The following is a 23519-nucleotide window of genomic DNA, read 5'->3' as shown; positions in this document are numbered from 1 at the left end:
CTACCGAACCCTCGCTTGGGATTAATGGCAAAATCCCTTCATCAAGGAAACGAACAATTCCCTCAAGGAGGGACACACTTACCCCTGAGTAGCCCTTGCATAATGAAGCAAGGCGCGCCGCAATCACGGCACGCGTTTCTTCAGCGCTAAGATATTGTCCTAACCCGCAACCATGATAAGTGTAAAGTTGGTGCGGAAGTTCTGAGACTAGATGCAAAGGCACAGGCACCGTACACGAATCGCCATATCCAGTCGTCACCCCATAAATCACACCGTCTTCACGCAGCAGGGCGTCAAGAAAATCGGCGCCGCGCTTGATTCGATCGCGAAATGCAGGCTCCATCGAAAGCACTGGTCGGGCAGACAAGCAGGCGACAGCTATAACATCTTCGATCGTTAAAATACCTTGATCAAATTCTACGGTAGGAAACGCGTTCATATGTTTGGCACTAGGGTTCGGAATTGCGTTGACAAGTAACAGGACGCATCGCCTCCCAAGTCGCCTACTGTTCTCTCAACACAGCGCACATTGGACCATGCACTAGAATGAACCTTAGTTCTTGCAAGATGCATCTCGTGCATAACTCCATCTCTAGCGTGGTTTAGTACGCAGATGTTGTCCCAAATAACTAGCATCGCAGCCATGTTGACTGGATCCTGTTGAGATTTTGCCTTCCTCATTACTCCCCTAGCAGTGGGAATATCATTGCGCCGTCATGCCATCGTCGGCCGTGATGACGGCGCCATTGATGAAATGGGCTTCATCCGCCGCCAGCAACAGGAGCAGGCCATCGAGGTCCTCCGGCCGCCCGGCGCGCTTGCGCGGCAGCATGTCGATCAGCTTGCGGCCCTGCTCGGTGTCGAAGTAGTCCTCGTTCATCTCGGTGGCGATGTAGCCGGGGCAGATGGCGTTCACGTTGATGCCGTACTTGCCCCACTCGACCGCCATCGCCTTGGTCATCTGCACCACGCCCGCCTTGCTCATGCAGTAGACGCCGATCTGGGGCAGCACGCGCAGCCCGGCCACCGAGGCGATGTTGACGATGCGGTGCTGCTTGCGCGGGTCGCCCTTGGCGCGCTGGATCATGCGCTTGGCGGCCTGCTGGGCCACGAAGAAGGCGCCGCGCAGGTTGGTGTCCATGATGTAGTTGTAGTCGTCCTCGGTGACGTCGAGCAGGCGCTGGGTGCTGGAGACACCCGAGTTGTTCACCAGGATGTCGATCGGACCTGCCTCGGTCTCGGCATGGGCGATGGCGGCCTTGATCGAGCCCAGGTCGGTGACGTCGAGCCGCACCACGTGGGCGGCGCCGCCGTCGGCCTCGATCTCGGCGCGCAGTTCCTTCAGGCGCTCGACCCGGCGCGAGGCCAGCACCACCTGCGCGCCGGCGCCGGCCAGCGCTTTCGCGAAACGCGCCCCGAGCCCGCTCGAGGCGCCGGTGACCATGGCGATTTTTCCTTCGTAGTTGACTTCGATGCCCACGTCCCGCTCCCTTCCCGGCTTGCTTGCGAAGCCATCATGATTACACAAATCACCAGTATTAGATTGCCGCATCTAATAATGTCCGTAAAATGGCGGCCAACATTGCGTTCAGCAGTAAAAAAGTGCACACTCGTGCTTAAATTTCCACCTTCTTATTTAAATATCCATGACCGAGCCAACCAATATCCTCGAACAATACGGACCGCGTGAAGCAATGGAATACGACGTGGTCATCGTCGGCGGCGGCCCTGCCGGCCTGTCCGCGGCGATCCGGCTCAAGCAGCTGGCGGCGGAACAAGGCCAGGAGGTCTCGGTCTGCGTGCTCGAGAAAGGCGGCGAACTGGGCGCACACATCCTGTCGGGCGCCGTGATGGACCCGATCGCGCTCAACGAGCTGATCCCCGACTGGAAGGAAAAAGGCGCGCCGCTGAACACCCCGGTTACCGAGGACCAGGTGCTGTTTCTGACCGAGACCAAGGCCATCCGCACGCCGAACTTCATGGTCCCGAAGATGCTGACCAACCACGGCAACTACGTGGTTTCGCTGGCCAACGTGACCCGCTGGCTGGGCCAGCAGGCGGAGAGCCTGGGCGTGGAGATCTTCCCGGGCTTCCCGGCGGCCGAAGTGCTGTACAACGAAGACGGTTCGGTCAAGGGTGTCGCCACCGGCAACATGGGCGTCAAGCGCGACGGCGAGCCGGGTCCGGACTTCCAGCTCGGCATGGAGCTGCACGCCAAGTACACCCTGTTCGCGGAAGGCTCGCGCGGCCACCTCGGCAAACAGTTGATGGCCAAGTACGACTTGAACAAGGGCAAGGACCCGCAAACCTACGGCATCGGCATCAAGGAACTGTGGGAAATCGATCCGAGCAAGCACAAGCCGGGCCTGGTCATCCACACGGCCGGCTGGCCGCTGGACAACAGCACCTACGGCGGCTCCTTCCTGTACCACCTGGAGAACAACCAGGTGGCGGTCGGCTTCGTGGTGGGCCTGGCCTACCAGAACCCCTACCTGTCGCCCTACGAGGAATTCCAGCGCTATAAGACCCACCCGGCGATCCGCCACTTCTTCGAAGGCGGCAAGCGCATCTCCTACGGCGCGCGCGCCATCACGGCCGGCGGCCTGCAATCTCTGCCCAAGACCGTGTTCCCGGGCGGCGCCCTGATCGGCTGCGACGCGGGTTTTCTCAACACCAGCCGCATCAAGGGCAGCCACGCGGCGATCAAGACCGGCATGCTGGCCGCGGAAAGCGCCTTCGCCGCGCTCGGCGAAGGCCGCCAGCACGACGAGCTGGCGTCCTACCCGGCCGCCTTCGAGAAGAGCTGGCTGCATGAGGAACTGCACGTCGCGCGCAACTTCAAGCCGTGGATGAGCAAGGGCCTGTACATCGGCACCATCATGACCGGCATCGACCAGATGCTCTTGCGCGGCAAGGCGCCGTGGACGCTGCACCACCAGCATGCCGACCATGAATGCCTGAAGCCGGCCTCCCGGTTCCAGCCGATCGTCTATCCTAAGCCGGACGGCAAGCTGACCTTCGATCGCCTGTCCTCGGTGTTCATCTCGAACACCAACCACGCCGAAGACCAGCCGATCCACCTGACGCTGAAGAACCCGGGCATTCCGGTGGACGTCAACCTGGCCAAGTACGCGGGGCCGGAACAGCGCTATTGCCCGGCGGGCGTCTACGAGTTCGTCAAGACCGACGAAGGCAAGGACCGCCTGCAGATCAACGCCCAGAACTGCGTGCACTGCAAGACCTGCGACATCAAGGACCCGACCCAGAACATCGTCTGGGTGACGCCGGAAGGCGGCGGCGGCCCGAACTACCCGAACATGTAAGCGGGATGCGCGCCCTTTCCTCGCGGCTGGCACTCCTGGTGCTGCCGCTGGCCTGCACGGGCGCCGCGAAGGCGGCCGACGATGGCCTGCGCGCGGCGGTGCTGCTCGACCACCTGCACGGCATCGATGCCGGCGTGACCTACCTGAAGGCAAGCGGCCAGGAGCTCAAGCTCGACGTGCTCCTGCCCGACGAGCCCGGCACGAAACCGCGCCCGGTGGTGCTGCGCTTCCACGGCGGCGGCTGGGTCGCGGGCAGCCGCGAAAGCTCGGCCCTGTCGGCCCTGCCCTGGATGCAGATGGGCTTTACGGTGGTAAACGTGAGCTACCGGCTGGCGAACACCGCGCTGGCGCCGGCCGCCGTCGAGGACACGCTGTGCGCGCTGCAATGGGTAGGCCGCAATGCGAAGAAGTACCACTTCGACCTGGAGCGGGTGGTCACCACCGGCAATTCGGCTGGCGGCCACCTGGCGCTGGCCACCGCCATGCTGCCCGCCGACTCGCCCTTCACCCACCAGTGCGCGGCCAACGAGCCCGCCTGGTCGGGACCGTACCGGAACGCGGCGCCGAAAGTGGCGGCGGTGGTCAACTGGTTCGGCATCACCGACGTCGCCGACATGCTGCAGGGCCCGAACCAGCGCTCGTACGCGGTGGCCTGGTTCGGCAGCATGCCGGGCCCGGGCCGGGAACAGCTGGCACACGCGGTGTCGCCGCTGAACCAGGTACGCGCCGGCGGTCCGCCGGTGTTCACCATCCATGGCGACGCCGACCCCATGGTGCCCTATGCGCACGCCTTGCGCCTGAAGGCGGCACTGGACAAGGCGGGGGTCAGGAACGTCCTGCATACCATCCCGGGTGGCGGGCACGGCGGCTTCACGGGCGAGCAGCAGCTTGGCGCTTTCGAGGCGGCGCGCAGCTTCCTGCGCGGCCTGGGCATCGTTCCCGCGCAGCCCTGAGCGCCTTCCTGGCACGGAAAGGGCTAGCATGGGGCTTCCACCACAGCCGGGAGGCAGCCATGCCTGAAAACAAGGATTCCGAACGCAGCCTGAGTGACGTCCAGCTGGACGATTTCGACGTCAAGCGCCAGCGCGAGCGCCTCGAGCGCAGCCGCGCGGACAACCAGCAGTCCGAACACACGAAACAGCCCCAGCAACCCGGCCAAGGCACGCGCCAGGGCGATGCCGGATCTTCGTGATTTACTGATGACTTTGTGCGAGCCGTCCTACGGCGGTACGTCCGCGAGTCCGATTGCCGCAGCCGGTGAGAGGACTAAGATAGTCCCTACATTGACTCGTCAAGGAGACCGACATGGGTGAAAACAAAGGACATGGCATCAAGGGCCCCCGTCACGACAGCGACATGGAAGACCTGGGTGCAAGCCAGCAGCAAGGCAACATGCAATCGGGACGCCAATCGGGCAACATGCAGTCTGGGCAACAACGGGGCGGCCAGCAATCCGGCCAACAGTCCAGCCAACAATCTGGACAACAGCAGCAAGGCAGTCAGCAGTCGGGCCGGCAGCAGGGCAGCCAGCAATCAGGACAGCAACAAGGCCAGCAGCAGCGAGGAAGCCAGCAGTCCGGGCGCCAGGATAGCCAGCAGTCGGGTGGCCAGCATGCGTCCGGCGGCACACCGGCATTGGACGACCTGGGTTCGCGCAAGGGTGAATCCGCCAAGGATGCATCGCAGGCGTGGAGCCAGGACAACAGCACCGACAAGCAACGCGGCAATCGTTAAGCCGGAACCCTCGGAAGCACCGGGAAGCCTGTCTTCCCACTCGTAGCACCAACGCGCACCGCCCGGGCCATCGCCTGCCGCGGTGCGCTTTCACATGCCTGGCCAGCCTGCCGTGCGACCTCTCCTACGCGAACTCTGCGTGGACGCCGATTGCCGATTCCGGTACGAGGCGTAAGATGGTCGCTCGACCATCCACGACGAGGAGACGAACATGGAACAGCAGAAACAATCGCAACCGGACAATGCTGCCAAGGACCCGAGCAAGGACCTGGTCTCCGCAGCCGGACAAGGGCAGCGTGAGGGCAATCAGCAGTCTGGAACGCAACAACAAGGAAACCAACAGCAGGGTAGCCAGCAGCAGGGTAACCGGCAGCAGGGAGGTGGCCAGCATGCTTCCGGCGGCACCCCAGCGCTTGACGACCTCGACGGCCAGCGCCAGGGAGAAAGCGCGCAGCAGGCCTCGGAAGCGTTCAAACAAGGTGGCCAGGACGGCAAGCGTTGATCCTCGCACGGCACCGGGCTGCGCTCAGGGCGTGGCCTTGTCCCTCGGCGCCAGCCCGAGCATGACGCGCCGCGTAGCCGCCGACACCGTCACGGCGGCGGACGACTGGCGTCCATCCCGAACCATTTCATCGACAGTGCCTTCAGGCTGCCGTCCGCGCCGGCATCGAGCAGGATGCGGTCGAGCGCCGCTTTGAATTCCGGATTCCCCTTGCGCATCGCGATCCCCATCCGCCCGGCCGCGCCAACCCGCGCGCCGGCCTTGATCGGCAAGGCCGAATGCTTCAGCAGGTAGGCGACCATCAGGCTGTCGTTGAGCGCCGCATCGATGCGTCCGAAGGCCAGGTCCTGCAGGTTCTCCGGCGTCGCCGGATAGCTCCTCACCACGATCCCCGGTATCGCCCGGGCCTGCTGCTCGAACACGCTCCCCTGCCCGACCCCGACTGTCCTGCCCTTCAGGTCGGTCAGGCTGGCATAGCTGGCGCGGTCGTTGCGCCGCACGATCAATTGTGGGTACGAATAGGTATACGGACGCGAAAAATCGAAAGCCTGTTCGCGCTGCGCCGTGATGCCGACCTGGCTGACGATCACGTCGACCTTGCCTGCTGCCAGCCCAGGCAGGATCGCTGCCCATTCGGTGGTGACGAATTCCGGGCGCACACCCAGCCTGCGCGCGACCAGGCGCGCGACGTCGACGTCGTAGCCGGCCGGCTGGCCGGTCTTCCCGTGCATGAAATTGAAGGGCGGGTAGCTGCCTTCGAGCGCGATACGCAGCGTACCGCGCGCCTTGAGCTCGGCGAGCAGGTCGGCCGCCGCCGCGCCCGGCGCCAGCGCCGCCAGCATCGCGGCCAGCCCGAGTGCGAACACGCCGCGGCGCGCCGTGTATTGCCTATGCCTGCCCATCGAATCTCCTGGTCCTGGTCGAGCTGAGCTTATCACCGAAACCCGGACAGGCGGGAAGCGCCGGCTCATTGCCCGGCGCGGCGGGCGCGCGCGCCGAACGGATGGCTAGTGACCAGGGTGGTGCTTGCCACCAGGCTCGACAGGCCGAGGATCAGCTGCACCAGCTTGTCGTCGGGAAGGATCCAGACCTGGCCACGCGGCGCCTCGGCCCCGGTGGCGGCCTGGATCAGGGGTCCTATCCAGTCGGCGTCCGGCTCGACGTCGAGCAGCACGGCATCGCCCGTGGTCTGCATGGTGACGTTTCCGCCTTCGGCCAGCGTGAAGCGGATGCCGACCCCGGTCTCGGTCGGCTTGACCAGTTCCTGCAAGGCGCGGTTGTGCTCGTCGATCCAGAGTTCGACGTCCTGCGGGGTCTCGAGTGCGGTCCAGGGGCGGGGGCGGAAGCGTGGCGGGGTATCGGGTGGCAGGTTCATGTGGGCAGCAATTGCGAAGCGAGCCATATTTTACGGGATATTGCGCCGTTTATCCGTGCCGGCGAGCGCGGCTAGACGGCCAGGGTCACCAGGCGCACGCTGACCTGCTCTCCCTCGACCAGCAATTCGCCGATCGAAACCGGCAGCGCGAAGCGGCGTCGCCCCGCACTGCCGGGATTCACGTACAGCACTCCGCCGCGCTGCTGGCTGGAGGGACGGTGCGAATGGCCCGCCACGACGACCCGCATGCCTGCCGCGGCCGGGTCGATATCCAGTTCCTTGAGGTCGTGGATCACGTAGATGGCGACGGCGCCCAGGCGCAGCACGGCCGTCTCCGGCAGCGCCGCGGCCCAGGCGCCGCGGTCGTTATTGCCGCGCACGACCGTCAGCGGCGCCAGCGCGGCGAGTGGCTCCAGGATGCCGGGACCGGCGATGTCGCCCGCGTGGATGATGTGCTCGCAGCCGCGCAGGAAATCCACTGCCTGCGGACGCAGCAGCCCATGGGTGTCGGCGATCAGGCCGACCCGCGTCCCGCTCACACGGCGCGCCGGCTGCCTGCCATCTTGCCCAGTATATAGATCGAGTAGAGCGCCGCCAGGCCCACCACCACATACACGATGCGGGTGGCCGGACTGCCCGGGCCGAGGATGGTGGCGACCATGTCGACATCGAACAGGCCGACCATCGCCCAATTCAGCCCGCCGATGATCAGCAGGGCCATGGCCAGGTAGTCAAGCGCCGACATGGTGGAGCGGCCGCGCACGCGCGGCGCGTTGCTGCGCCGTTCGCCCATGGTCCGGCGGTCGATCGTGGGAGTGTTCATCGTTGCCATCACTGCCTCCTTTGACAAGAACAGGGTCGATGGACAAATGGTAGCGGAAGCCGGGAGGCGGGCGAGCACGCCTCGGCGCGGCTCAGCCTTTCCAGGTACGGTTCAGGCCGGTATCGGCATGGATCCAGCCGCCCTTCGGTCCGGAGCGGTAGTAATAGCCGACCCCGCCCTGGCGGAAGCTGCGGATCAGGCCGCCGAGCACATCCTCGCTCAGGCTGGCGATGCGGATGTCGGCCGCCTTGCCGACCATGTGCAGCGATTTGCGCGCGGCCGGCACGCCCTCTTCCACCAGGCGCCGGTTCGAGGCCTCGGTGCGGTAGCCGGACAGGATCTCGAGCGGCTGGATCATGCCGTAACGCGCGATGAAGGCCTGGGTGCCCCACAGCACCTCGAACAGCTTGGGATCGATCGGGGCGCTGGCGCGGCCGTTCACATCGCGCAGGATATGGCACAGCTCCTGGTAGGCGGAGTCGATGACCTCGCCGTCCTTCCAGTACAGCACCCTGGCCTTTTCGCCGCTTTGCGGGCGCACCAGCGAGAGCGTGCGCGGCTTGACCCAGAAGTCGAGGTCCAGCAGCTGGGCATCGAACAGGTCGGGCGGGGGTTGCAGGCCGGCGTCCTGGGCGCAGGCGAGGCCGGGAGCCAGCAGGGGGGCGCCGAGGATGCCGCCCGCGCACAATGCGGCGCCCTGTTGCAGGAAATCTCTACGTGAAGCCATAAGAACTCATCCAAATCGAGGCGCTTACTATATCGCAAGCTTCTCCCGGACAAAAGATGTGTTCGCAATGATGGCGCGGTTCAAGCCGCACCGACCAGGGTCGCCTAGCTGCTGCAGTTGCAGAAGCGCTTGCGCGCGCCCGGCGCCGGCTCACGGCTGGCGCCGAGTGCCTTCCACAGCAGGTCGCACTCGAGTCCGAAGCAGGACTTGTCCTTGCCGGCGTTGAGATAGCCGTGGCGTTCAAAGAAGGCGCTGGCCCCGGGCGGGCTATGCAGCTGCAGCTTGTTGATGCTCCAGGCGCGCGCCTGTTCCTCGGCGGCGGCCAGCAAGGCACCACCGATGCCGGCCCGCAGGACCTCCGGCGCCACATAGCACAGGGCCAGCCTGCCGGCCTGGGTCAGCAGGCACAGCCCGAGCAGTTCGCCGTCGCGCTCGGCCACCAGCGCATGGTTGCTGGGCGAGGCCAGCCAGCTTGCCACATTGCCCGTGGTCTTGTTGCCGAGCCAGGCGTCGAGCACGGCGGGCTGGTCCCGGTGATCAGCCCGGCAACCGATCTCGATCGAACGGCGCAGCAGCGCGCAGGCGGCGGAGGCATCACCGGGCACTGCCTTGCGAATATCAAAACGCGTGGACATCAAACATCACTATGCAGAAAAAACGGAAGTCGGGACCCGCGCTCAGCGGCGCAATGGCTGGGCACGACTATACACCGAAGCCCGCTTGCCTGCTGCCGGCAACGCCAGGCAACCCGGCAGTACTAAGCATATGACAAAACTATCGTTCCGAAATTTGATGAAAGTACGGATCATGCATGCTGTCACCACCCGATTTGAAAAGCGAGCCACCATGACCATGACTTCCCCTCTGCGCCGCCTGATCCTTGCCCTGGCGCTGGGCGCCGCACTGCCGCTCCAGGCCAGCGCCGCCGGCACCGAACTGCTGAACGTCTCCTACGACGTGGCGCGCGAGCTGTACAAGGACATCAACCCGGCCTTCATCGCGGCCTACAAGCAGCAGACCGGCGAGACGGTCAGCATCAAGCAGTCGCACGGTGGCTCGAGCAAGCAGGCACGCGCCGTCGCCGACGGGCTGGAAGCGTCGGTCGTCACCATGAACCAGGCCAACGACATCGACATGCTGTCCGACCGCGGGCTGGTGGCCAAGGACTGGGCCAGGAAGTTCCCCCACAATGCGGCGCCCTATTACTCGACCATGGTGTACCTGGTGCGCAAGGGCAATCCGAAGAAAATCAAGGACTGGGACGACCTGGCCCGTCCGGGCGTGCAGGTGATCATTCCCAACCCGAAGACCGCCGGCAACGGCCGCTACACCTACCTGGCTGCATGGGGTGCGGCACTGAAGAAGAAGGGCGGTACCGAAGCCCAGGCGCGTGAGCTGGTATCGCGTATCTTCAAGAACGTGCCGATCCTGGACGCTGGCGGCCGCGCGGCCACCACCACCTTCACCCAGCGCCAGATCGGCGACGTGCTGGTCACCTTCGAGAACGAGGTGAGCATGGTGCGCGCGGAGTTCGGCGACAATTTCGAAGTGGTGTACCCGAGCGTATCGATCCTGGCGGAGTCGCCGGTGGCCGTGGTCGACAAGGTGGTCGACCGCCGCAAGCAGCGCAAGGAAGCGACCGCCTACCTGAACTTCCTGTACTCGCCGGCCGGCCAGGAGATCGGCGCCAAGCACTTCATGCGGGTGCGCTCGGAAGCGGTCATGAAAAAGCACGCCGCCAACTACAAGCCCATCCAGTTGTTCACGGTGGACGAACTGTTCGGCGGCTGGCGCAAGGCCCAGGCCGTCCACTTCAATGATGGCGGCGAGTTCGACAAGATCTACGCGTCGAAGTAAGCGACAGCGCTTGCACGAGCGGCGGAATGCCTCCCGCCGTACCACGGCCCTGCCCCGCGCAGGGTCTTGTGCTTTCTGGGCGGTGGTAGGCGGTGACGGTGTCTGTGGGCACACTACCATGAGAATGTCTATTCCCAACAAAATTCCCGGTTACAAGTCCATTTTTGCCTGTGCGCCATAGACATGCATCATGCTTGATGCTATCGTGCATCTCCTGTAGTTGCCCTACAGCTAGACAGTTGACTGCGTGCCCATCCGTGGCATGTCTCCCGCTCAACGCAACCACTCCTGAACCCGACAATGCTCAAAAAATTGTTTGCCACCGTATTGATGTCGTTTTCGGCTGCCGCATTCGCGGTGCCTTTCGGCTCCCAGTCGGTGCTTGTGGTAGAAGATGACACTGGCAAGATTCTTTTGGAAAAGAATGCAGACCGCGTCGTCCCGATCGCTTCGCTGACCAAGCTGATGACGGCCATGGTCGTGCTCGATGCCAGGCAGGACATGGACGAGCTGATCGAGATCGACCGCAGCGACGTCGACACGTTCAAGCACAGCAGCTCGCGGGTGCCGGTGGGCGCCCTGATCTCGCGCCGCGACGTGCTGCATCTGGCGCTGATGTCTTCGGACAACCGCGCCGCGGCGGCGCTGGCGCGTACCTTCCCGGGCGGCACCGACGGCTTCAAGGCCGCGGTCAAGCGCAAGATCAGCGCGCTCGGCATGACCCAGACCGTGATCGAGGAGCCGACCGGCCTGTCGCCGCGCAACCGCTCGACCGCCGGCGACCTGGTCAAGATGGCGGCCGCATCGAGCAAGTATGCCGTCATCACCAACATGACGACCGACTCGAAGAACCTGATCAACATCAATGGGCGCGAGGTCGAGTACCGCAACACCAACCGCCTGGTCGGTGCCAAGGGCTGGGACATCGGCCTGTCGAAGACCGGCTACACCTCGGAAGCCGGGCGCTGCCTGATCATGAACATCACGGCTGCCGGCAAGAACGCGACCATGGTGCTGCTCAATGCCGGCGCGTCCTCGGCGCGTATCCTCGACGCCCTGAATGTACGCCGCTTCATCGCCGGCGAACAAGCGCCGGTAAGGGTGGCCAAGGCCTCGAACCGCGCGCCGCGCTTCAAGGCGGCGTCCAAGCGCGGCAGCATCAAGGCAAGCGCGAAGCGTGCCCGCATCAAGGCCAGCGCCGGCAATGCCAAGCTGAAGACGGTCAAGAAACGTGGCAAGGTGAAGGTGACGCCCAAGCGCCGCAAGAAATAAGCCGCGAAGCCAGGCCGTTCCCGGACAACAAGGGGCCATGTGGCCCCTTTGTCATTTCCCCGCCGCCGCGTCCGGCGCGGTCAGGACGGAATCCCACAAGGCCTGGCCGAGGGCCTGCACCAGGTCGTCGGTGTAGGCCGCCGGTGGCGACTGCAGCAGCTCCACCCGCCAGAACCTGCCATCCACCGCGACGATGCGGGTCTGCACCCGCAGTGCGCTATGCCTTCCCTCCGCCATGCCGGCCCAGGACGGATAGCCCCGGAACATTCCGTAGCGCCCGCCGGCCGGCGCGGCTTCGTCCGCCAGCGCCACGCCATGGTCCTGCTGAGCGTGGGCACGGACATGTTCGCGCAGGCTGCGTCCATCCTGCGCTTCCATGCTGAGCAGGACCACGGCGTGGCCGCCATGCAGGGTGAAGCGGTAGCGCGCCCTGCCAGGCGCCGCGCCGCGGTCGCCGCCCCCCTCTTCCCCTTCGTCTTCCGCCCCGGCGTCCTGCGCCAGCCACTGCGGCGCGACCAGCACCCGGTTTCCGGTCAGTGGATTGGTCCAGCCGTAGGGCGGCGCAGCCTTCAGCTCGGCGATCTCGCGGGCATCCTGGCGGTCGGCCGCGTCCAGCGCGACGATCAGCAGGAACAGGCTGCAGAACGCGGCACCGAACACCGCCTTGCGCAGGCGTCCGACCGGGCGGGCGCGTACCAGGTACAGCGCTCCGTCATAGCTGGCCGGCAGGTCCTTGCGCAGGCGCAGCGCCTGGCGCGCCATCGTGAACAGGCTGAACAGGGGCAAGCCAAGGCCAAGCCCGCTGCACCAGAGCCGCGCATTGCGCCGCGCCAGCTCGGACAAGACAGGATGGCACCCGTCGGCGCGCTCCAGGCGCAGCCCGAGCAGTGCCTTGCCGGGCGTATTGCCGACCACGGTGTGCAGCAGCGCATCGAGCAGCAGCCCGGCCGGGATGCAGGCCAGGCCAAACAGTTTCCAGCCGAAGGGCGTTTCCAGCCATTGCAGGAAAACCGGGGAGTGGCGGCACAGGAGCAGACCGAGCAGCGTCGCCACCAGGGCGGTCTCCCACCACACGTCGAAGCTGCGCGCACACCAGCGCGCCCAGGCCCCGGCCTTCCAGTCGAGCGCCAGCTCGGGCGGCGGCCCGCCCGGCCGCGCCGGCTCCAGGCCGGTCCCGAATCCGGTACCACGAAACAGGACGGGCTTCTGCTGATCGAATCGCTGCATGGATGAGCGCTTGCGCCGGGGCGAATAGGGGTTGCTTCCAGCACGGTAGGACCACCGCCCAATGGCCGAGTTCGGCGAGCACCGGCCGGCCGACCGCAGGTTTGGTTTCGATCAAGCGTATCAGGGCAAGCCACGCACGAAGTGCAGCAGCGCCTGCACCAGTTCGCGCGCCACCGGCCCACCAGGCTGCGTATATGCCGGCAGCTGCGCCGCCAGGTCCCCGTGCGCCATCTTCAGGACATGGTTCATGCCCTCGACCACCACCAGCGTCGTGCCCGGCCGCGCCGCCTGCAGGCGGCGTGCATCCTCGACGCCCACCTGCAGGTCGGTGCTGCCCTGGATCACGGCCACCGGCATCGCCAGCCTGCGCAGTTCCTCGGCCGGGTCGTACCTGATCGCCGACACCAGGTAGGGCTGCACGCTGGGGCGGAACAGCGGCGCCAGCTGGGCTGGCACCTCTTCGGTGAGCTGGCCGCGTTCCAGGCTGGCGAGGATGCGTTCGCTGTCCGGGATGAGCGCAGGCGGCAGCCTGCCGGCCAGCTGGCGCCGCAGCACGTCCGACAGGCGCCGGCCCGGCCCGGCCAGCGTCACGAAGCCATCGGCGCCGGCGCGGCCGGCGGCCAGCATGCCGACCAGCGCGCCCTCGCTGTGTCCGACCACGACCACCTTGCCGAAGCGCGCGTCGCCCTTCAGCAGGCGCAGCCAGGCGGCCGCATCGTCGGCGTAGCCATCGAGGCTGAGTTCGGACTCGCGCACGGCGGCGGCCCGGCTGCCGGCCACGCCGCGCTTGTCGTAGCGCAGGCTGGCGATGCCGGCCTCGGCAAGCGCATGGGCCAGGCCCTGCAGGCTGTCATTGCGCATCCCGGGGCTGTTGCCGTTGCGGTCCGTGGGCCCGGAACCGGCAACCAGCAGCACTACCGGCACCGGCGTCTCGTCCTCCGGTAGCGCCAGGGTGCCGCCACGCTCGAGCTGGACCGCGCTTTCGCGCGGGCGCTCGGGCTCCCCGGCGTTCGCGCTCCCGGCCAGGGCCAGGGCGAACGCCAGGGCAAGGACCAGGAGGAAGGCGGCGGCGCGCGACATGGACGTGGCGCCTTGATGCCTTAGCGCGAGGTCGGCGCGATCATGCCGCGCAGGCCGCTGGTCCGGTGGGTACGCGCGCCGATGGCTTCGGCCAGCACCGCGCCCGGCGGCGACACCAGGGTAAACAATTCGCTGGCGCGCGTGATCCCGGTGTACACCAGCTCGCGGGTCAGCACGGCGCCGCGTTCGCGCGGCAGGGCCAGTACCGTATGCCGGAATTCCGAGCCCTGCGACTTGTGCACCGTCATCGCGAACGCCGTCTCGACATTGCGCAGGCGGGTTGCCAGCACGCTGCGTACCGTATCGCCTTCCAGGAAATAGACACGCAGTGCGTTCGGGCGGGCCGGGTCCGGCAGGGTGAGTCCGATGTCGCCGTTGTAGACGCCGGTGCCGTAGTCATTGCGGGTCACCATCACCGGGCGCCCGACATACCAGTCGCCCTGCGGGCGCAGCAGGCCGGCCGCGGCCAGGCGCGCCGCCACCGCCTCGTTCAGGCCGGCGACGCCCCACTCGCCGTCGCGCACCGCGCACAGGATGCGGAAGGATTCGAAGCGCTGCAGGATCTGGCGCACCCATTCTTCATGACTCGCGTTCAATCCGGTCTGGTAGCCCGTATTCAACACATCCAGGTAGGCACCGTAGCCCGACTGGGCCAGCTGCAGCACCTGCTGCTGCTGGGCGTTCTCGATCCAGCGCACGCCCTGCTCGCCCGCGCGCAGCAAGGCTTCGGCACGCAGCACGTCGCCCGCGTTCACCGCCAGCGCCAGCTGTCCGATCGGACCGCCGAAGCGGCGGCTGTGGCGCAGCATCACGGTCTGCTGGGCCAGGGCGCCGGCATCGCCCTGGAACTCCTCCGGAACGGCTTCGCCGCTGGCGGCCAGCACGTAGTCGCAGGTGGCCGCCGTATAGCCGCCGGCGCCGGCGTTGTGGCACAGGTCGCCCAGCACGGCGCCCGCCTCCACCGAGGCCAGCTGGTCCTTGTCGCCCAGCAGGATCAGGGTCGCGGACGCGGGCAGCGCGTCCAGCAGCGAGGCCATCATTTCCAGGTGCACCATCGAGGCTTCGTCCACGATCAGGACATCGACATCGAGGGGGTTGCCGCGGTGGTGGGCGAAGGCGCGGGTGTCGGGGCGCGCGCCCAGCAGGCTGTGCAGGGTGCGCGCGGCCCCCATGCGCTGGGTCAGCTCGCGCAGCGGCAGCGCGGCGCCGGCCCTGTCGGCCAATTCGCCGAGCGCCTTGTCGATCGACTGCTTCAGGCGCGCGGCCGCCTTGCCGGTCGGCGCGGCCAGGGCGATGCGCTGGCTGCCGGCCTGCGGCGCGGTGGCGAACAGCAGCGCCAGCAGGCGCGCCACGGTATAGGTCTTGCCGGTGCCGGGGCCGCCCGTGATGATCGCGACCGAGCCGCGCAGGGCGATTGCGCAGGCCAGCTTCTGCCAGTCCGGCCCCTCCTGCCCCGGCCGGGCCGCGAACAGGCCGTCGAGCCAGCCACGCACCGCCTCCGCATCGACGTCGATGCGGCGGCCGGCGCGCTCGCGCACGGCCTGGGCCACCAGCATCTCGTCGCGCCAGTAGCGGCGCAGGTAGAGGCGGTCGCCATCGAGCACCAGCGGCTGGTCGTAGTCGAAGGCGCCTACTTCCCATACCTGGGCGCAGCCGCCCAGCTGCTGGGCCCAGCCCTGGGCAGTGCGCGGCAGCGGTCCGGCGCAGCGCGCCAGTTCCTTCCATTGCTCGTCTTCCCAGCCGAGCAGCGCGGCCGGGCCGGCGGCCAGGTCGGACAGCAGCAGGCAACTGTGGCCCTGCCCTTCGAGCTCCGAGAGCACGCTGGACGCCAGCACCAGCGCCGGCGGCACCGGCATGCCATTGGCCAGCGAGGCGACAAAGCGCGCGAACGCGCAGGACAGGCGGCGCAGCGCGCCGGTCTCGCTCAGCCGCGCCAGTTCGTTCCACAGCGCTTCCGGATTCGCTTCAGCGCGCGCCATCGCCATCCTCCTTGTCGAGCAGGTCGTCGAGCGCATCCAGCAGCGCCAGGTCGGGCGCCAGCACGCAGCAGCCGCGCGTGTCGGCGTTCGCGATCCCGCGCAGGAACAGGAACACGGCGCCGCCCAGCTGGCGCGGCGGATCGTAGGCCGCGCCCAGGCGGCTGCGCAGGAGCCGGTGCAGCGCCAGCATGTACAGGGTGGCCTGGATGTCGTAGCGGTGTCCGGCCATGCCCAGCGCCATCGCGGCCTGGCTGTAGGCGGCGTCGCCCGGCCCCAGCGCATTGGTCTTGTAGTCGAGCACCCAGAACCGCCCCTCGTGCTCGAACACCAGGTCGGCGAAGCCCTTGAGCATCCCGTGCAGCACGCGCTCGGGCAGGGTCGGACGCTCCAGGCCCTTCATGATGCGGCTGCGGCACAGGCGGTCGAGCCGGCCCACCTCGAGGCGCTCGCTGGGGAACCAGAATTCCAGCTCCGGCACGGTGTCGCCGGTCAGCTGGCACAGGGCGACGCCAAGCGGCGGCAACGGCGTGCCGGCCACCGCCTGCAGCCAGGCCAGGGCATCGTCCAGCCGGTGGCCCCAGCCGGCGCGCTCGATGCGCTGGCCAAGCCGCGCCATGAAGTCCGGCTCGCCGACGCGCTCGAAGCCTTCCTGCGCCATCCACTCGAGCTGCTCGTGCATGAAGTTGCCCGGCACCGAGCCGCGCGGGAAGCGGTGCCAGGGCGCGTCCTCGATGCGCGGCGGCGTCGCCGCTTGCGGCGCCTCTTCGAGCAGGGTCTGTTCCTGGGCGCGCATCGGCGCCGGCGGCACGGCATGCCGCACCAGCGAAGTAAACGAGCCGATCGACCAGTCGCGCTCGAAGCTGGCCTCGTAGCGCGGCGCGCCCAGCAGCTCGGGCCGCGCATCCTCGCGTACCAGCAGGGTGCGGCCCTCGGCCGCCGCCAGGTCGTGCAGCACGATGCCGGGGACGGCGCCGCACAGGCGCTCGAGGCGCTGGCGCAGCAGTTCGGCCGCGATCTTCTCGCCGCCCCCCGCCAGGTAGCCAAGCGCCGACTCATGCAACCGGTTCTCGGCCTTGCTGCGGCCGCTGATCGGCGCCGCGCCCAGCCACAGCGCGTGGCGCGCGCGGGTGAGCGCGACGTACAGCAGGCGCAGGTCTTCTTCCAGGCGCGCGCGGTCGACCGCCTCGAGTGCTTCATCGCTCAGTTGCAGGTCGAGGTGGCGCGCGCCATCCGGGCCGACGAACTCGAAGAAGGCGCGCCGGCGGCGGTCGGTCCGGCGCGCGCTCACCGCGAAGGGCAGGTAGACCAGCGGGTATTCCAGGCCCTTGGACTTGTGCACCGTGACCACCTTGACCAGCTCGGCGTCGCTTTCCAGGCGCAGCACGCGCTCGTCGCCCCCTTCGCTCAGGCCGTCGACCTGTTCCGCCAGCCAGCGGATCAGGGCCTGCTCGCCTTCGAGCTGGGTGCTGGCCTCCTGCAGCAGCTCGGCCAGGTGCAGCAGGTTGGTCAGGCGCCGCTCGCCGCCCGGCCGCCCGAGTAGGCGCGCCGGCAGCCCGAGTTCGTGCACGAAGCGGCGCAGCATGGCCAGCACGCCCTGGCGCTGCCAGGCCAGGTGCAGGCTCTTGAGCTGCTCGACGCGCGCTTCCCACGCCACCTCGTTCGATGACAGCTGCGCCAGTTCGCCCAGCGGCAGGCCGGCGGTGCGGGTGGCGAAGGCGGCGCGCGCGAGGGTGCCGTCGAGCGGATTGGCCACCGCGTACAGCCAGCGCAGCACGTCGGCCGCCTCCTCGCTCTCGAGCACGGAATCCTTGTCGGACAGGTAGACGCTGGCAACCTTGCGCTGCACCAGCGCACGCCGCACGGCGGCCGCCTCGCCGCGGTCGCGCACCAGGATCGCGACGTCGGCCGGCATCAGGCGCCGGAAGCGCTCGCCGTCCGAGAACCCGACCCGTTCGTCACCCAGCAGGCCGACGATGTGCTCGGCGCAGTGGTGGGCAAAGAGCTCGCGGTAGGCTTCCTGGCTCATCGGGCCGGCGCAGCACAGCGCCATCGCTGGCTGCTCGCCGCCGGCGCCCACCAGGCGCTCGCGGTGGCCCTTGGCCTGGACCGGCTCGAAGGGCAGCGGATTGTCCGCGCCGCGCCGGAAGCGGAACGCCCCGCCCGGGTAGCCGGGATGGTCGCCATCGCCTTCGGCATGGCGGAACAGCTGGTTGACGGCCTCCACCAGCGCCGCCGTGGAGCGGTAGTTCACGCCCAGCTGGTAGTGGCGGCCGGCGGTGGCGCGGCGCGCGTCCAGGTAGCTGTGGATGTCGGCGCCGCGAAAGCCGTAGATCGACTGCTTCGGATCGCCGATCAGGAACAGGCCGCGCTCCCGGTCGTTGTCCGCCACCCGGTACAGCAGGTTTAAGATGCGGTACTGGTCGGGCGAGGTATCCTGGAATTCGTCGACCAGCGCCACCGGATACTGGGCGATGATGCGCCGCCTCAGCGCCGCTCCGGCCTGCGCCCCGGCTTCGAGCGCGTCCTTCAGGCGCTGCAGCATGTCGGCGAAGCCGAACTGGCGCCTGCTGGCCTTCAACTCGCGCATGCGGGCGGCGATGTGGCTGGCCGCGTGGCGCAGCAGCGCGTGCGACAGCGGCTGCAGGCGCCCAAGCGCCTCGCGCAGCGGCGTGGTGAAGCCGAAGCAGTCCGGGACCTCGGCCACGAAGTCCTTGCTGAAGGCGTCCACGATGCCGTCCGGGCACAGGCGGCGCCAGGCGGTGTCGTTCAGGTCGGGCGCTACCTGCACCGGGTCGGCCGCCCAGGCGCGCAGGGCCTCGAACCATTTCACCAGCGAGTCGGCCCGCATCTTGGTGCCGTTGAAGCACTTCGGCTGGCGCTCGCGCTGGGCGGCGATCCAGCTCTCCATGGCGTCGGCGCGCGCGGCCCAGCCCTCCTTCAGCCCGGCCAGCTCGGCGCGCAGCGCGCCTTCCACCCGCGCCACCAGCACGCCGAGCGGCTCCGCCGCGCATGGCCCCAGCAGGTGGGTGCGCGTCACCAGCTCGCGTGCGCCGGCCTTGAGCGCGGCCACGTCCTTCCAGCAGGCGCGCACCGAGGCCAGTGCGCCTTCGCCCAGCGGATACACGTGCTGGCGCCAGTAGTCGTGCGCCGCATCCTCGAACAGGGCGCGCTCGTCGCTCAGCAGTTCTTCGTCGAACAGGCTGCCGGAATCGAAGGCGTGCTCGCGCAGCATGCGCTGGCACCAGGCGTCGATGGTGAAGATCGCGGCCTCGTCCATGGTCTCGGCGGCCAGCACCAGGCGGTGTGCGGCGAGGCTGCGTTCGGCCTCGCCGGGATAGGCCTCGCGCAGCTGCTCCAGGTAAGGGTCGGCGCTGTCCAGCTGGCCGCGGAAGAAGGCAGCCGCCTCCACCAGGCGCTCGCGTACGCGCTTGGCCAGTTCGCGCGTCGCGGCGCGGGTAAACGTCATCACCAGGATCTCGCTCGGCAGCAGCGGGCGCGCGAATCCGCTGTCGCCACCAGCGCCGGCATGGCCCAGCACCAGGCGCAGGTAGAGCGCGGCGATGGTCCAGGTCTTGCCGGTGCCGGCCGAGGCTTCGATCAGGCGCGAGCCGTGCAGCGGAAAGTCGAGCGGATCGAGCAGCTGGCTCATGGCGCAGCCCCTTCCTGGAGCGCCGCCAGCGGCATCACCTGCAGCGCGGTCGCGATCCAGTCGGCCAGCGGGCCGTACAGGTCGCGCGCCACGTGCGGCCAGTCGCCTGCCACCACCAGGGCCGCGAAATCCGGCCACAGGCGCGCCAGGCACAGTTCCTCGACTTCGCCCTTGAGCTCGTAGCCGCCGTCGTACACCAGGCGCGCCTCGGCCTCGCCGGCGCCTTCCTGCAGCAGCGCGAGCGCGGTTTTGCAGGCCACGCCCAGCGGGCGGTCCAGGTTGGCGCGCCACAGCCGCGCCAGGTCGTGCAGCGTGGCGGCCGCATCGACCGGGTCCAGCGGCGCCATCGCCAGCAGCGCGTCGCGCGCCACCAGGTGGCCGGCCACGGGAGCGCCGGCCGCGGCCGCGGCCAGCTGGCGCAGCCAGGGACCAATCAACTTGTCGCCGCGCGGGCGCCCTTCGCGGTCCAGCACCTTCGACGACACCTGCATCAGCCAGGCGCTCTGCGCGCCGTCGCTGCGCAGGCGGTCGATCCAGTCGTCCAGCAGCAGCTGCTGGCCATGGCCGTCGTCCAGGCCCAGGCTGACGGCGCGCTTGGGCGCCGCGTGCGGGAAGCGCAGGCCGAGCGCCAGCCAGGCAGACCGCACCGGCACCAGGCCATCGACCAGGTCCTGCTGCCACTGGCGGCCCAGCAGGCCGATCGGCAGCACGCCCTCGCGCGCCAGCCGCTCGGTGCGCGCCATCAGGGTCGCGCGCACCTCGTGCGGCGCCTCGGGCGGGCCGCTGTCGTCGAGCAGGTGGTCTTCCACGTAGTAGCGTTCCAGCGCGTCGAGCGCGAACGGTTCCTCGTCCTCGCCCACCACGGCGGCGTCGGCGAACACGACCCCGAGGCGGCGCCGGAAGAAGTAGCGCGCCGGCTGGCGCAGGAAGGCCGCCAGCTCGCCCAGCTTGAGCACGAAGCCCGGCTCCAGTTCATAGGGCGGGAGCGTCTCCACCACATCGGCCGCCGCCTCGGCGTGCGCCGAACGCCACTCGCCGGCATAGGTGAGCAGGCCGCCGCGCTCGAAATAGCGGCGGCTGAAGGGCTGCAGCGCGTGCTCCGTGGTGCGCTCGTCGAGGCACAGGCTCCACCCGTCCTGCAGGTAGTCGCGCAGCTGGGCCACCAGCACCGAGGCCGGCTGCTCGCTGTTGTCGCGCACGTTGCGCCCGACCCAGCTCACGTACAGCTTGTCGCGCGCAGACAGCAGCGCTTCCAGCATCAGGTAGCGGTCGTCGTCGCGGCGCGAGCGGTCGCCCGGGCGCGCCATGCCGGGCAGGGCCAGTAGGTCGAAGTCGGCCTGGCTGGAACGGCGCGGGAAGTCGCCGTCGTTCATGCCGAGCAGGCACAGCACGCGGAAGGGCACGGCGCGCATCGGCATCAAGGTGCAGAAGGTCACGCCGCCGGAGACGAACTGGTGGTTCAGGGTCGGCTGGTCGAGCTGCTTGAGCCAGGATTCGCGCATCACGGCCAGCGGCACCGGCTCCTCGAAACCGGCGCTGTCGGCCGTCTCCAGCCAGCACTGCAGGGCATCGTTCAGCTGGGCCAGGGTCAGGCGGTCGGCTTCCACGGCAGGCTGGAAAAACGCAGCCAGCAGCGCGCGTGCGGTCTCGCCCCAGGCGGCCGGGGTGCGCGCTTCGGCCAGCGCGGCGCGGTAGTGCAGCAGGCTGTCGATGAACTGGGCCAGCGAACCGGCCAGCGCGGCATCCAGCCCGCCCACTTCGGCGTAGGGCTCGATGTCGCCGAAGCTGCGTCCCGCGCCGCTGGCGTAGCCGAGCAGCATGCGGCGCACACCGAAGATCCAGGCGTTCTGTTCGCCCACCGAGGCCAGGCCGAGGCCGGCGCGGTGCGCGCGGTCCAGGCCCCAGCGCACGCCCGAGCCCTCGATCCAGCGGCCCAGGATCGGCAGGTCCTCGGCCTGCAGGCCGAAGCGCCCGGCCACCGCCGGCACGTCCAGCAGGTCGCGCACCTCGCTCTGGCGGCAGCGCTGCTGCGGCAGGCGCAGCAGCCACTCGAGCGCGACCAGCAGCGGATTCACGCTGCGGTCGCGCACATCGCCGATCTCGAAGGGAATGTGGCGCGGGTCGCTGCGGCGGTGCTGGTCGAACACCGCGTGGACCGCGGCCGAGAACACGTCGATGTCGGGCACCATCACCACCACGTCGCGCGGACGTAGGCTCGGGTCCCGGGCGAACCAGGACAGCAGCTGGTCGTGCAGCACCTCGACCTCGCGCTGGACGCTGTGGGCGATGTGGAACTCGATCGAACGGTCTTCGCGCGGCGGCGGCGTGCGCGGATGCTCGCCGGGCGGCAGCAGGTCGCGTACCGCGGCCTGCACCTGCTGCAGCAGGGTGAGGCCTTCGGACTCGTCGAACAGGTCGACCCGCAGGCTTTCGGTACCGAACTGCGCGTAGCGCGCGCCCTCCGCCTGGTCGAACTCGTCGAGCATGCGCACGAAGTCGCGCCCCTGGCGCCCCCAGCTCGCCAGCAGCGGATGGGCGTGCATGTGCAATTCCTCGACCGGCACGCTGGCCAGTTCCAGGCCGCCGCGCGGCTGCTGGCGGCGGCGCGCCGCCTTCAGCAGCTCGCGCCCCTCGATGATGTCGCCCCAGTAGAAACGGCAGGGATTGGGCACCGCGAACAGTACCTGGGTGTAACGCGACAGCGCGGCGATCGCCTGCAGGGTCTGGTACGGCAGGGTCGACATGCCGAACAGGATCACCCGGCGCGGCAGGCGCGACACCGGCACGCGCCCTTCCTCGACGGCGGCCAGGAACCGGGCGTGGATGCTGGCGCGGCCACTGGCTCGCTGCTCCGGCGGCAGGCTGGCGTGGATTTCGCGCCACAGGCAGGCCTGCCATTGCTGGTCGGGTGCGAGCGGCTGCGGCTCGCCGGCCGCGCGGCGCAGCTGGTCGCGTCCCGCTTCCCAGTCGGCCAGCCAGTCGGCCCGGTAGACCTGGTACTGGTCGTACAGGTCGGCCAGGCGCTCGGCCAGCTGCAGGCGACGCTCCGGGCAGCCATCGCCGAGGAACTGCCTGAGCGGCGCGTAGCCGGGCGCGTCGAGCAGCGCCGGCAGCAGGCGCATCAGGCGCCAGGTGAGCGGGTCCTTGTCGAAGGGTGCGCGGCTGGGCACGCGCTCGCGCCCCAGCATGCCGCGGTAGGCCTCCCACAGGAAGCGCGCAGGCAGCGCCACCCGGGTCGCCGCGCACACGCCCATCTCCTCGGCCAGCGCGATCTTGAGCCACTCGGCCACCCCGTTCGACTGCACCAGGATGGTCTCCTGCTCGAGCGGGCCGAGCGGATGGCTGCGCAGCCAGTCGAACATGGCGCTGCGCAGCAATTCCATCTGGTTGCCGTGCAAGATTAACAAGCCTGGGGTGATCGGGGAAGACATCGGAATCGGTGCGTTGCTCAAGGGGCAAAGGATACCCGGTTTGGGGGCCGCGCGGAAGGCTGGACGCTCGGCCGTAGCCCTTTGACAAGGCGCTGTCTCCGTTATCTGTTGATGGCTCCGATCGTGATACGCATCCATTGTTCGGCAGTCGTGATGCGTTCGCCGTCGAGCGCCCAGCGCCAGCCCAGGTAGTTGGGCAGGTAGCGTGAAGCCACGCCGCGGAAGTGGCTGAGCCACTGCCGCAGGCGTGCGTGATAGGCGTTGACGTTCTGGACGTGGATGGCGCCGGCAGCCCGGCGACGGACCCGTATGCCGGCCTGCAGGTTGACCGCCTCATGTGCAATGCGGTGCTTGCGAGCGAATGCGCGGTAGGCAGCGTGGGAATCGCTCACCAGCAGCACCTGGCGGTCGAGCCTGGGCAGCAGATGGCGCTCCAGCTGCCCGGCTTTCAAGGATCCACGGCCTACGACCGCATCGATCGTCTGTCCGCTACGGTCGCGCGCCGCCAGGATGCAGTCGAGCTCACTTGAAATCCCGCGC

The 23519-nt window shown here is 68.3% G+C and carries 21 protein-coding genes; 7 read left to right on the top strand and 14 right to left on the bottom strand.

The annotated features are described in order from the left end of the window. A partial coding sequence (locus LCI23_RS19645; RefSeq protein WP_224948142.1) for an aromatic amino acid lyase occupies positions 1 to 439 on the bottom strand: 439 nt, incomplete at its 3' end. Positions 440 to 703: 264 nt separating this feature from the next. Beyond that, on the bottom strand, positions 704 to 1480 hold the full coding sequence (locus LCI23_RS19640) for an SDR family oxidoreductase (RefSeq protein ID WP_224948141.1): 777 nt from the start codon (positions 1478 to 1480) through the stop codon (positions 704 to 706). Positions 1481 to 1646: 166 nt separating this feature from the next. Between LCI23_RS19640 and LCI23_RS19635 the strand changes: the two genes are divergently transcribed. From LCI23_RS19635 to LCI23_RS19615, 5 genes are all read left to right on the top strand, one after another. Then, positions 1647 to 3323, top strand: a complete 1677-nt coding sequence (locus tag LCI23_RS19635) for an electron transfer flavoprotein-ubiquinone oxidoreductase (RefSeq protein ID WP_224948140.1) — start codon at positions 1647 to 1649, stop codon at positions 3321 to 3323. A gap of 5 nt (positions 3324 to 3328) precedes the next feature. After that, positions 3329 to 4276, top strand: coding sequence for an alpha/beta hydrolase (locus tag LCI23_RS19630; RefSeq protein ID WP_224948139.1), 948 nt, complete (start codon positions 3329 to 3331; stop codon positions 4274 to 4276). A gap of 59 nt (positions 4277 to 4335) precedes the next feature. Continuing rightward, positions 4336 to 4515, top strand: coding sequence for a hypothetical protein (locus LCI23_RS19625; RefSeq protein WP_224948138.1), 180 nt, complete (start codon positions 4336 to 4338; stop codon positions 4513 to 4515). Between the two features lie 113 nt (positions 4516 to 4628). After that, positions 4629 to 5057 carry a hypothetical protein gene (locus LCI23_RS19620; protein ID WP_224948137.1) on the top strand — a complete coding sequence of 143 codons (429 nt, stop codon included), beginning with the start codon at positions 4629 to 4631 and terminating at the stop codon, positions 5055 to 5057. A 211-nt stretch (positions 5058 to 5268) separates the two neighbouring features. Next, positions 5269 to 5559: a hypothetical protein gene (locus LCI23_RS19615; protein ID WP_224948136.1), complete on the top strand. Its 291-nt coding sequence runs from the start codon at positions 5269 to 5271 to the stop codon at positions 5557 to 5559. Between the two features lie 89 nt (positions 5560 to 5648). On the opposite strand, the gene LCI23_RS19610 is transcribed toward LCI23_RS19615, so the two are convergent. The 6 genes from LCI23_RS19610 to LCI23_RS19585 all read right to left on the bottom strand — a co-directional run bounded on the left by LCI23_RS19610 (position 5649) and on the right by LCI23_RS19585 (position 9119). Then, positions 5649 to 6461, bottom strand: a complete 813-nt coding sequence (locus tag LCI23_RS19610) for a transporter substrate-binding domain-containing protein (protein ID WP_224948135.1) — start codon at positions 6459 to 6461, stop codon at positions 5649 to 5651. Positions 6462 to 6526: 65 nt separating this feature from the next. Beyond that, a complete protein-coding gene (locus LCI23_RS19605; RefSeq protein ID WP_224948134.1) occupies positions 6527 to 6934 on the bottom strand; it encodes a hypothetical protein in 408 nt (135 codons plus the stop codon). A gap of 71 nt (positions 6935 to 7005) precedes the next feature. Next, positions 7006 to 7473 carry a metallophosphoesterase family protein gene (locus LCI23_RS19600; RefSeq protein WP_224948133.1) on the bottom strand — a complete coding sequence of 156 codons (468 nt, stop codon included), beginning with the start codon at positions 7471 to 7473 and terminating at the stop codon, positions 7006 to 7008. Then, entirely contained in the window at positions 7470 to 7766 is a 297-nt protein-coding gene (locus LCI23_RS19595) for a DUF378 domain-containing protein (RefSeq protein ID WP_224948132.1), read from the bottom strand. Before LCI23_RS19595 ends, LCI23_RS19600 begins: the two co-directional genes overlap by 4 nt. Positions 7767 to 7848: 82 nt before the next feature. Beyond that, positions 7849 to 8484 (bottom strand): DUF882 domain-containing protein, encoded by a 636-nt coding sequence (locus tag LCI23_RS19590; RefSeq protein WP_224948131.1) that lies wholly within the window; start codon positions 8482 to 8484, stop codon positions 7849 to 7851. A 104-nt stretch (positions 8485 to 8588) separates the two neighbouring features. Beyond that, a complete protein-coding gene (locus tag LCI23_RS19585; RefSeq protein ID WP_224948130.1) occupies positions 8589 to 9119 on the bottom strand; it encodes a GNAT family N-acetyltransferase in 531 nt (176 codons plus the stop codon). 217 nt (positions 9120 to 9336) lie between these two features. Between LCI23_RS19585 and LCI23_RS19580 the strand changes: the two genes are divergently transcribed. Continuing rightward, the gene (locus LCI23_RS19580; RefSeq protein ID WP_374041194.1) at positions 9337 to 10341 is read left to right on the top strand and encodes a sulfate ABC transporter substrate-binding protein; all 1005 of its coding nucleotides are present in this window, start codon (positions 9337 to 9339) and stop codon (positions 10339 to 10341) included. A 300-nt stretch (positions 10342 to 10641) separates the two neighbouring features. Continuing rightward, the gene (locus LCI23_RS19575; RefSeq protein ID WP_224948128.1) at positions 10642 to 11613 is read left to right on the top strand and encodes a serine hydrolase; all 972 of its coding nucleotides are present in this window, start codon (positions 10642 to 10644) and stop codon (positions 11611 to 11613) included. A 51-nt stretch (positions 11614 to 11664) separates the two neighbouring features. On the opposite strand, the gene LCI23_RS19570 is transcribed toward LCI23_RS19575, so the two are convergent. From LCI23_RS19570 to LCI23_RS19545, 6 genes are all read right to left on the bottom strand, one after another. Beyond that, entirely contained in the window at positions 11665 to 12840 is a 1176-nt protein-coding gene (locus LCI23_RS19570) for an RDD family protein (protein WP_224948127.1), read from the bottom strand. A gap of 120 nt (positions 12841 to 12960) precedes the next feature. Beyond that, complete coding sequence (locus LCI23_RS19565; RefSeq protein ID WP_224948126.1) at positions 12961 to 13920, bottom strand: alpha/beta hydrolase; 960 nt, start codon at positions 13918 to 13920, stop codon at positions 12961 to 12963. Positions 13921 to 13940: 20 nt separating this feature from the next. After that, entirely contained in the window at positions 13941 to 15899 is a 1959-nt protein-coding gene (gene recD / locus LCI23_RS19560; protein ID WP_224948125.1) for an exodeoxyribonuclease V subunit alpha, read from the bottom strand. After that, the gene (gene recB / locus LCI23_RS19555; protein ID WP_224948124.1) at positions 15886 to 19548 is read right to left on the bottom strand and encodes an exodeoxyribonuclease V subunit beta; all 3663 of its coding nucleotides are present in this window, start codon (positions 19546 to 19548) and stop codon (positions 15886 to 15888) included. The genes recD and recB overlap by 14 nt, the downstream gene beginning before the upstream one ends. Continuing rightward, positions 19545 to 22979, bottom strand: coding sequence for an exodeoxyribonuclease V subunit gamma (gene recC / locus LCI23_RS19550; protein ID WP_224948123.1), 3435 nt, complete (start codon positions 22977 to 22979; stop codon positions 19545 to 19547). Before recC ends, recB begins: the two co-directional genes overlap by 4 nt. A 101-nt stretch (positions 22980 to 23080) precedes the next feature. After that, positions 23081 to 23519: IS1595 family transposase (locus LCI23_RS19545; RefSeq protein ID WP_224948122.1), on the bottom strand; the 439-nt coding region annotated here is incomplete at its 5' end.

Source organism: Massilia sp. MS-15 (genome assembly GCF_020176695.1).
Classification (GTDB): Bacteria; Pseudomonadota; Gammaproteobacteria; order Burkholderiales; family Burkholderiaceae_D; genus Telluria; species Telluria hydrophila.
The sequence above is the reverse complement of the archived record's forward strand: the minus strand, read 5'-3'. Positions and strand labels throughout refer to the sequence as shown.

Coding starts and splice junctions, on each gene's coding strand:
- LCI23_RS19635 (WP_224948140.1), top strand. CDS start 1,647: ATGACCGAGCCAACCAATATCCTCGAACAATACGGACCGCGTGAAGCA.
- LCI23_RS19630 (WP_224948139.1), top strand. CDS start 3,329: ATGCGCGCCCTTTCCTCGCGGCTGGCACTCCTGGTGCTGCCGCTGGCC.
- LCI23_RS19625 (WP_224948138.1), top strand. CDS start 4,336: ATGCCTGAAAACAAGGATTCCGAACGCAGCCTGAGTGACGTCCAGCTG.
- LCI23_RS19620 (WP_224948137.1), top strand. CDS start 4,629: ATGGGTGAAAACAAAGGACATGGCATCAAGGGCCCCCGTCACGACAGC.
- LCI23_RS19615 (WP_224948136.1), top strand. CDS start 5,269: ATGGAACAGCAGAAACAATCGCAACCGGACAATGCTGCCAAGGACCCG.
- LCI23_RS19610 (WP_224948135.1), bottom strand. CDS start 6,461: ATGGGCAGGCATAGGCAATACACGGCGCGCCGCGGCGTGTTCGCACTC.
- LCI23_RS19605 (WP_224948134.1), bottom strand. CDS start 6,934: ATGAACCTGCCACCCGATACCCCGCCACGCTTCCGCCCCCGCCCCTGG.
- LCI23_RS19595 (WP_224948132.1), bottom strand. CDS start 7,766: ATGGCAACGATGAACACTCCCACGATCGACCGCCGGACCATGGGCGAA.
- LCI23_RS19590 (WP_224948131.1), bottom strand. CDS start 8,484: ATGGCTTCACGTAGAGATTTCCTGCAACAGGGCGCCGCATTGTGCGCG.
- LCI23_RS19585 (WP_224948130.1), bottom strand. CDS start 9,119: ATGTCCACGCGTTTTGATATTCGCAAGGCAGTGCCCGGTGATGCCTCC.
- LCI23_RS19580 (WP_374041194.1), top strand. CDS start 9,337: ATGACTTCCCCTCTGCGCCGCCTGATCCTTGCCCTGGCGCTGGGCGCC.
- LCI23_RS19575 (WP_224948128.1), top strand. CDS start 10,642: ATGCTCAAAAAATTGTTTGCCACCGTATTGATGTCGTTTTCGGCTGCC.
- LCI23_RS19570 (WP_224948127.1), bottom strand. CDS start 12,840: ATGCAGCGATTCGATCAGCAGAAGCCCGTCCTGTTTCGTGGTACCGGA.
- LCI23_RS19565 (WP_224948126.1), bottom strand. CDS start 13,920: ATGTCGCGCGCCGCCGCCTTCCTCCTGGTCCTTGCCCTGGCGTTCGCC.
- recD (WP_224948125.1), bottom strand. CDS start 15,899: ATGGCGCGCGCTGAAGCGAATCCGGAAGCGCTGTGGAACGAACTGGCG.
- recB (WP_224948124.1), bottom strand. CDS start 19,548: ATGAGCCAGCTGCTCGATCCGCTCGACTTTCCGCTGCACGGCTCGCGC.
- recC (WP_224948123.1), bottom strand. CDS start 22,979: ATGTCTTCCCCGATCACCCCAGGCTTGTTAATCTTGCACGGCAACCAG.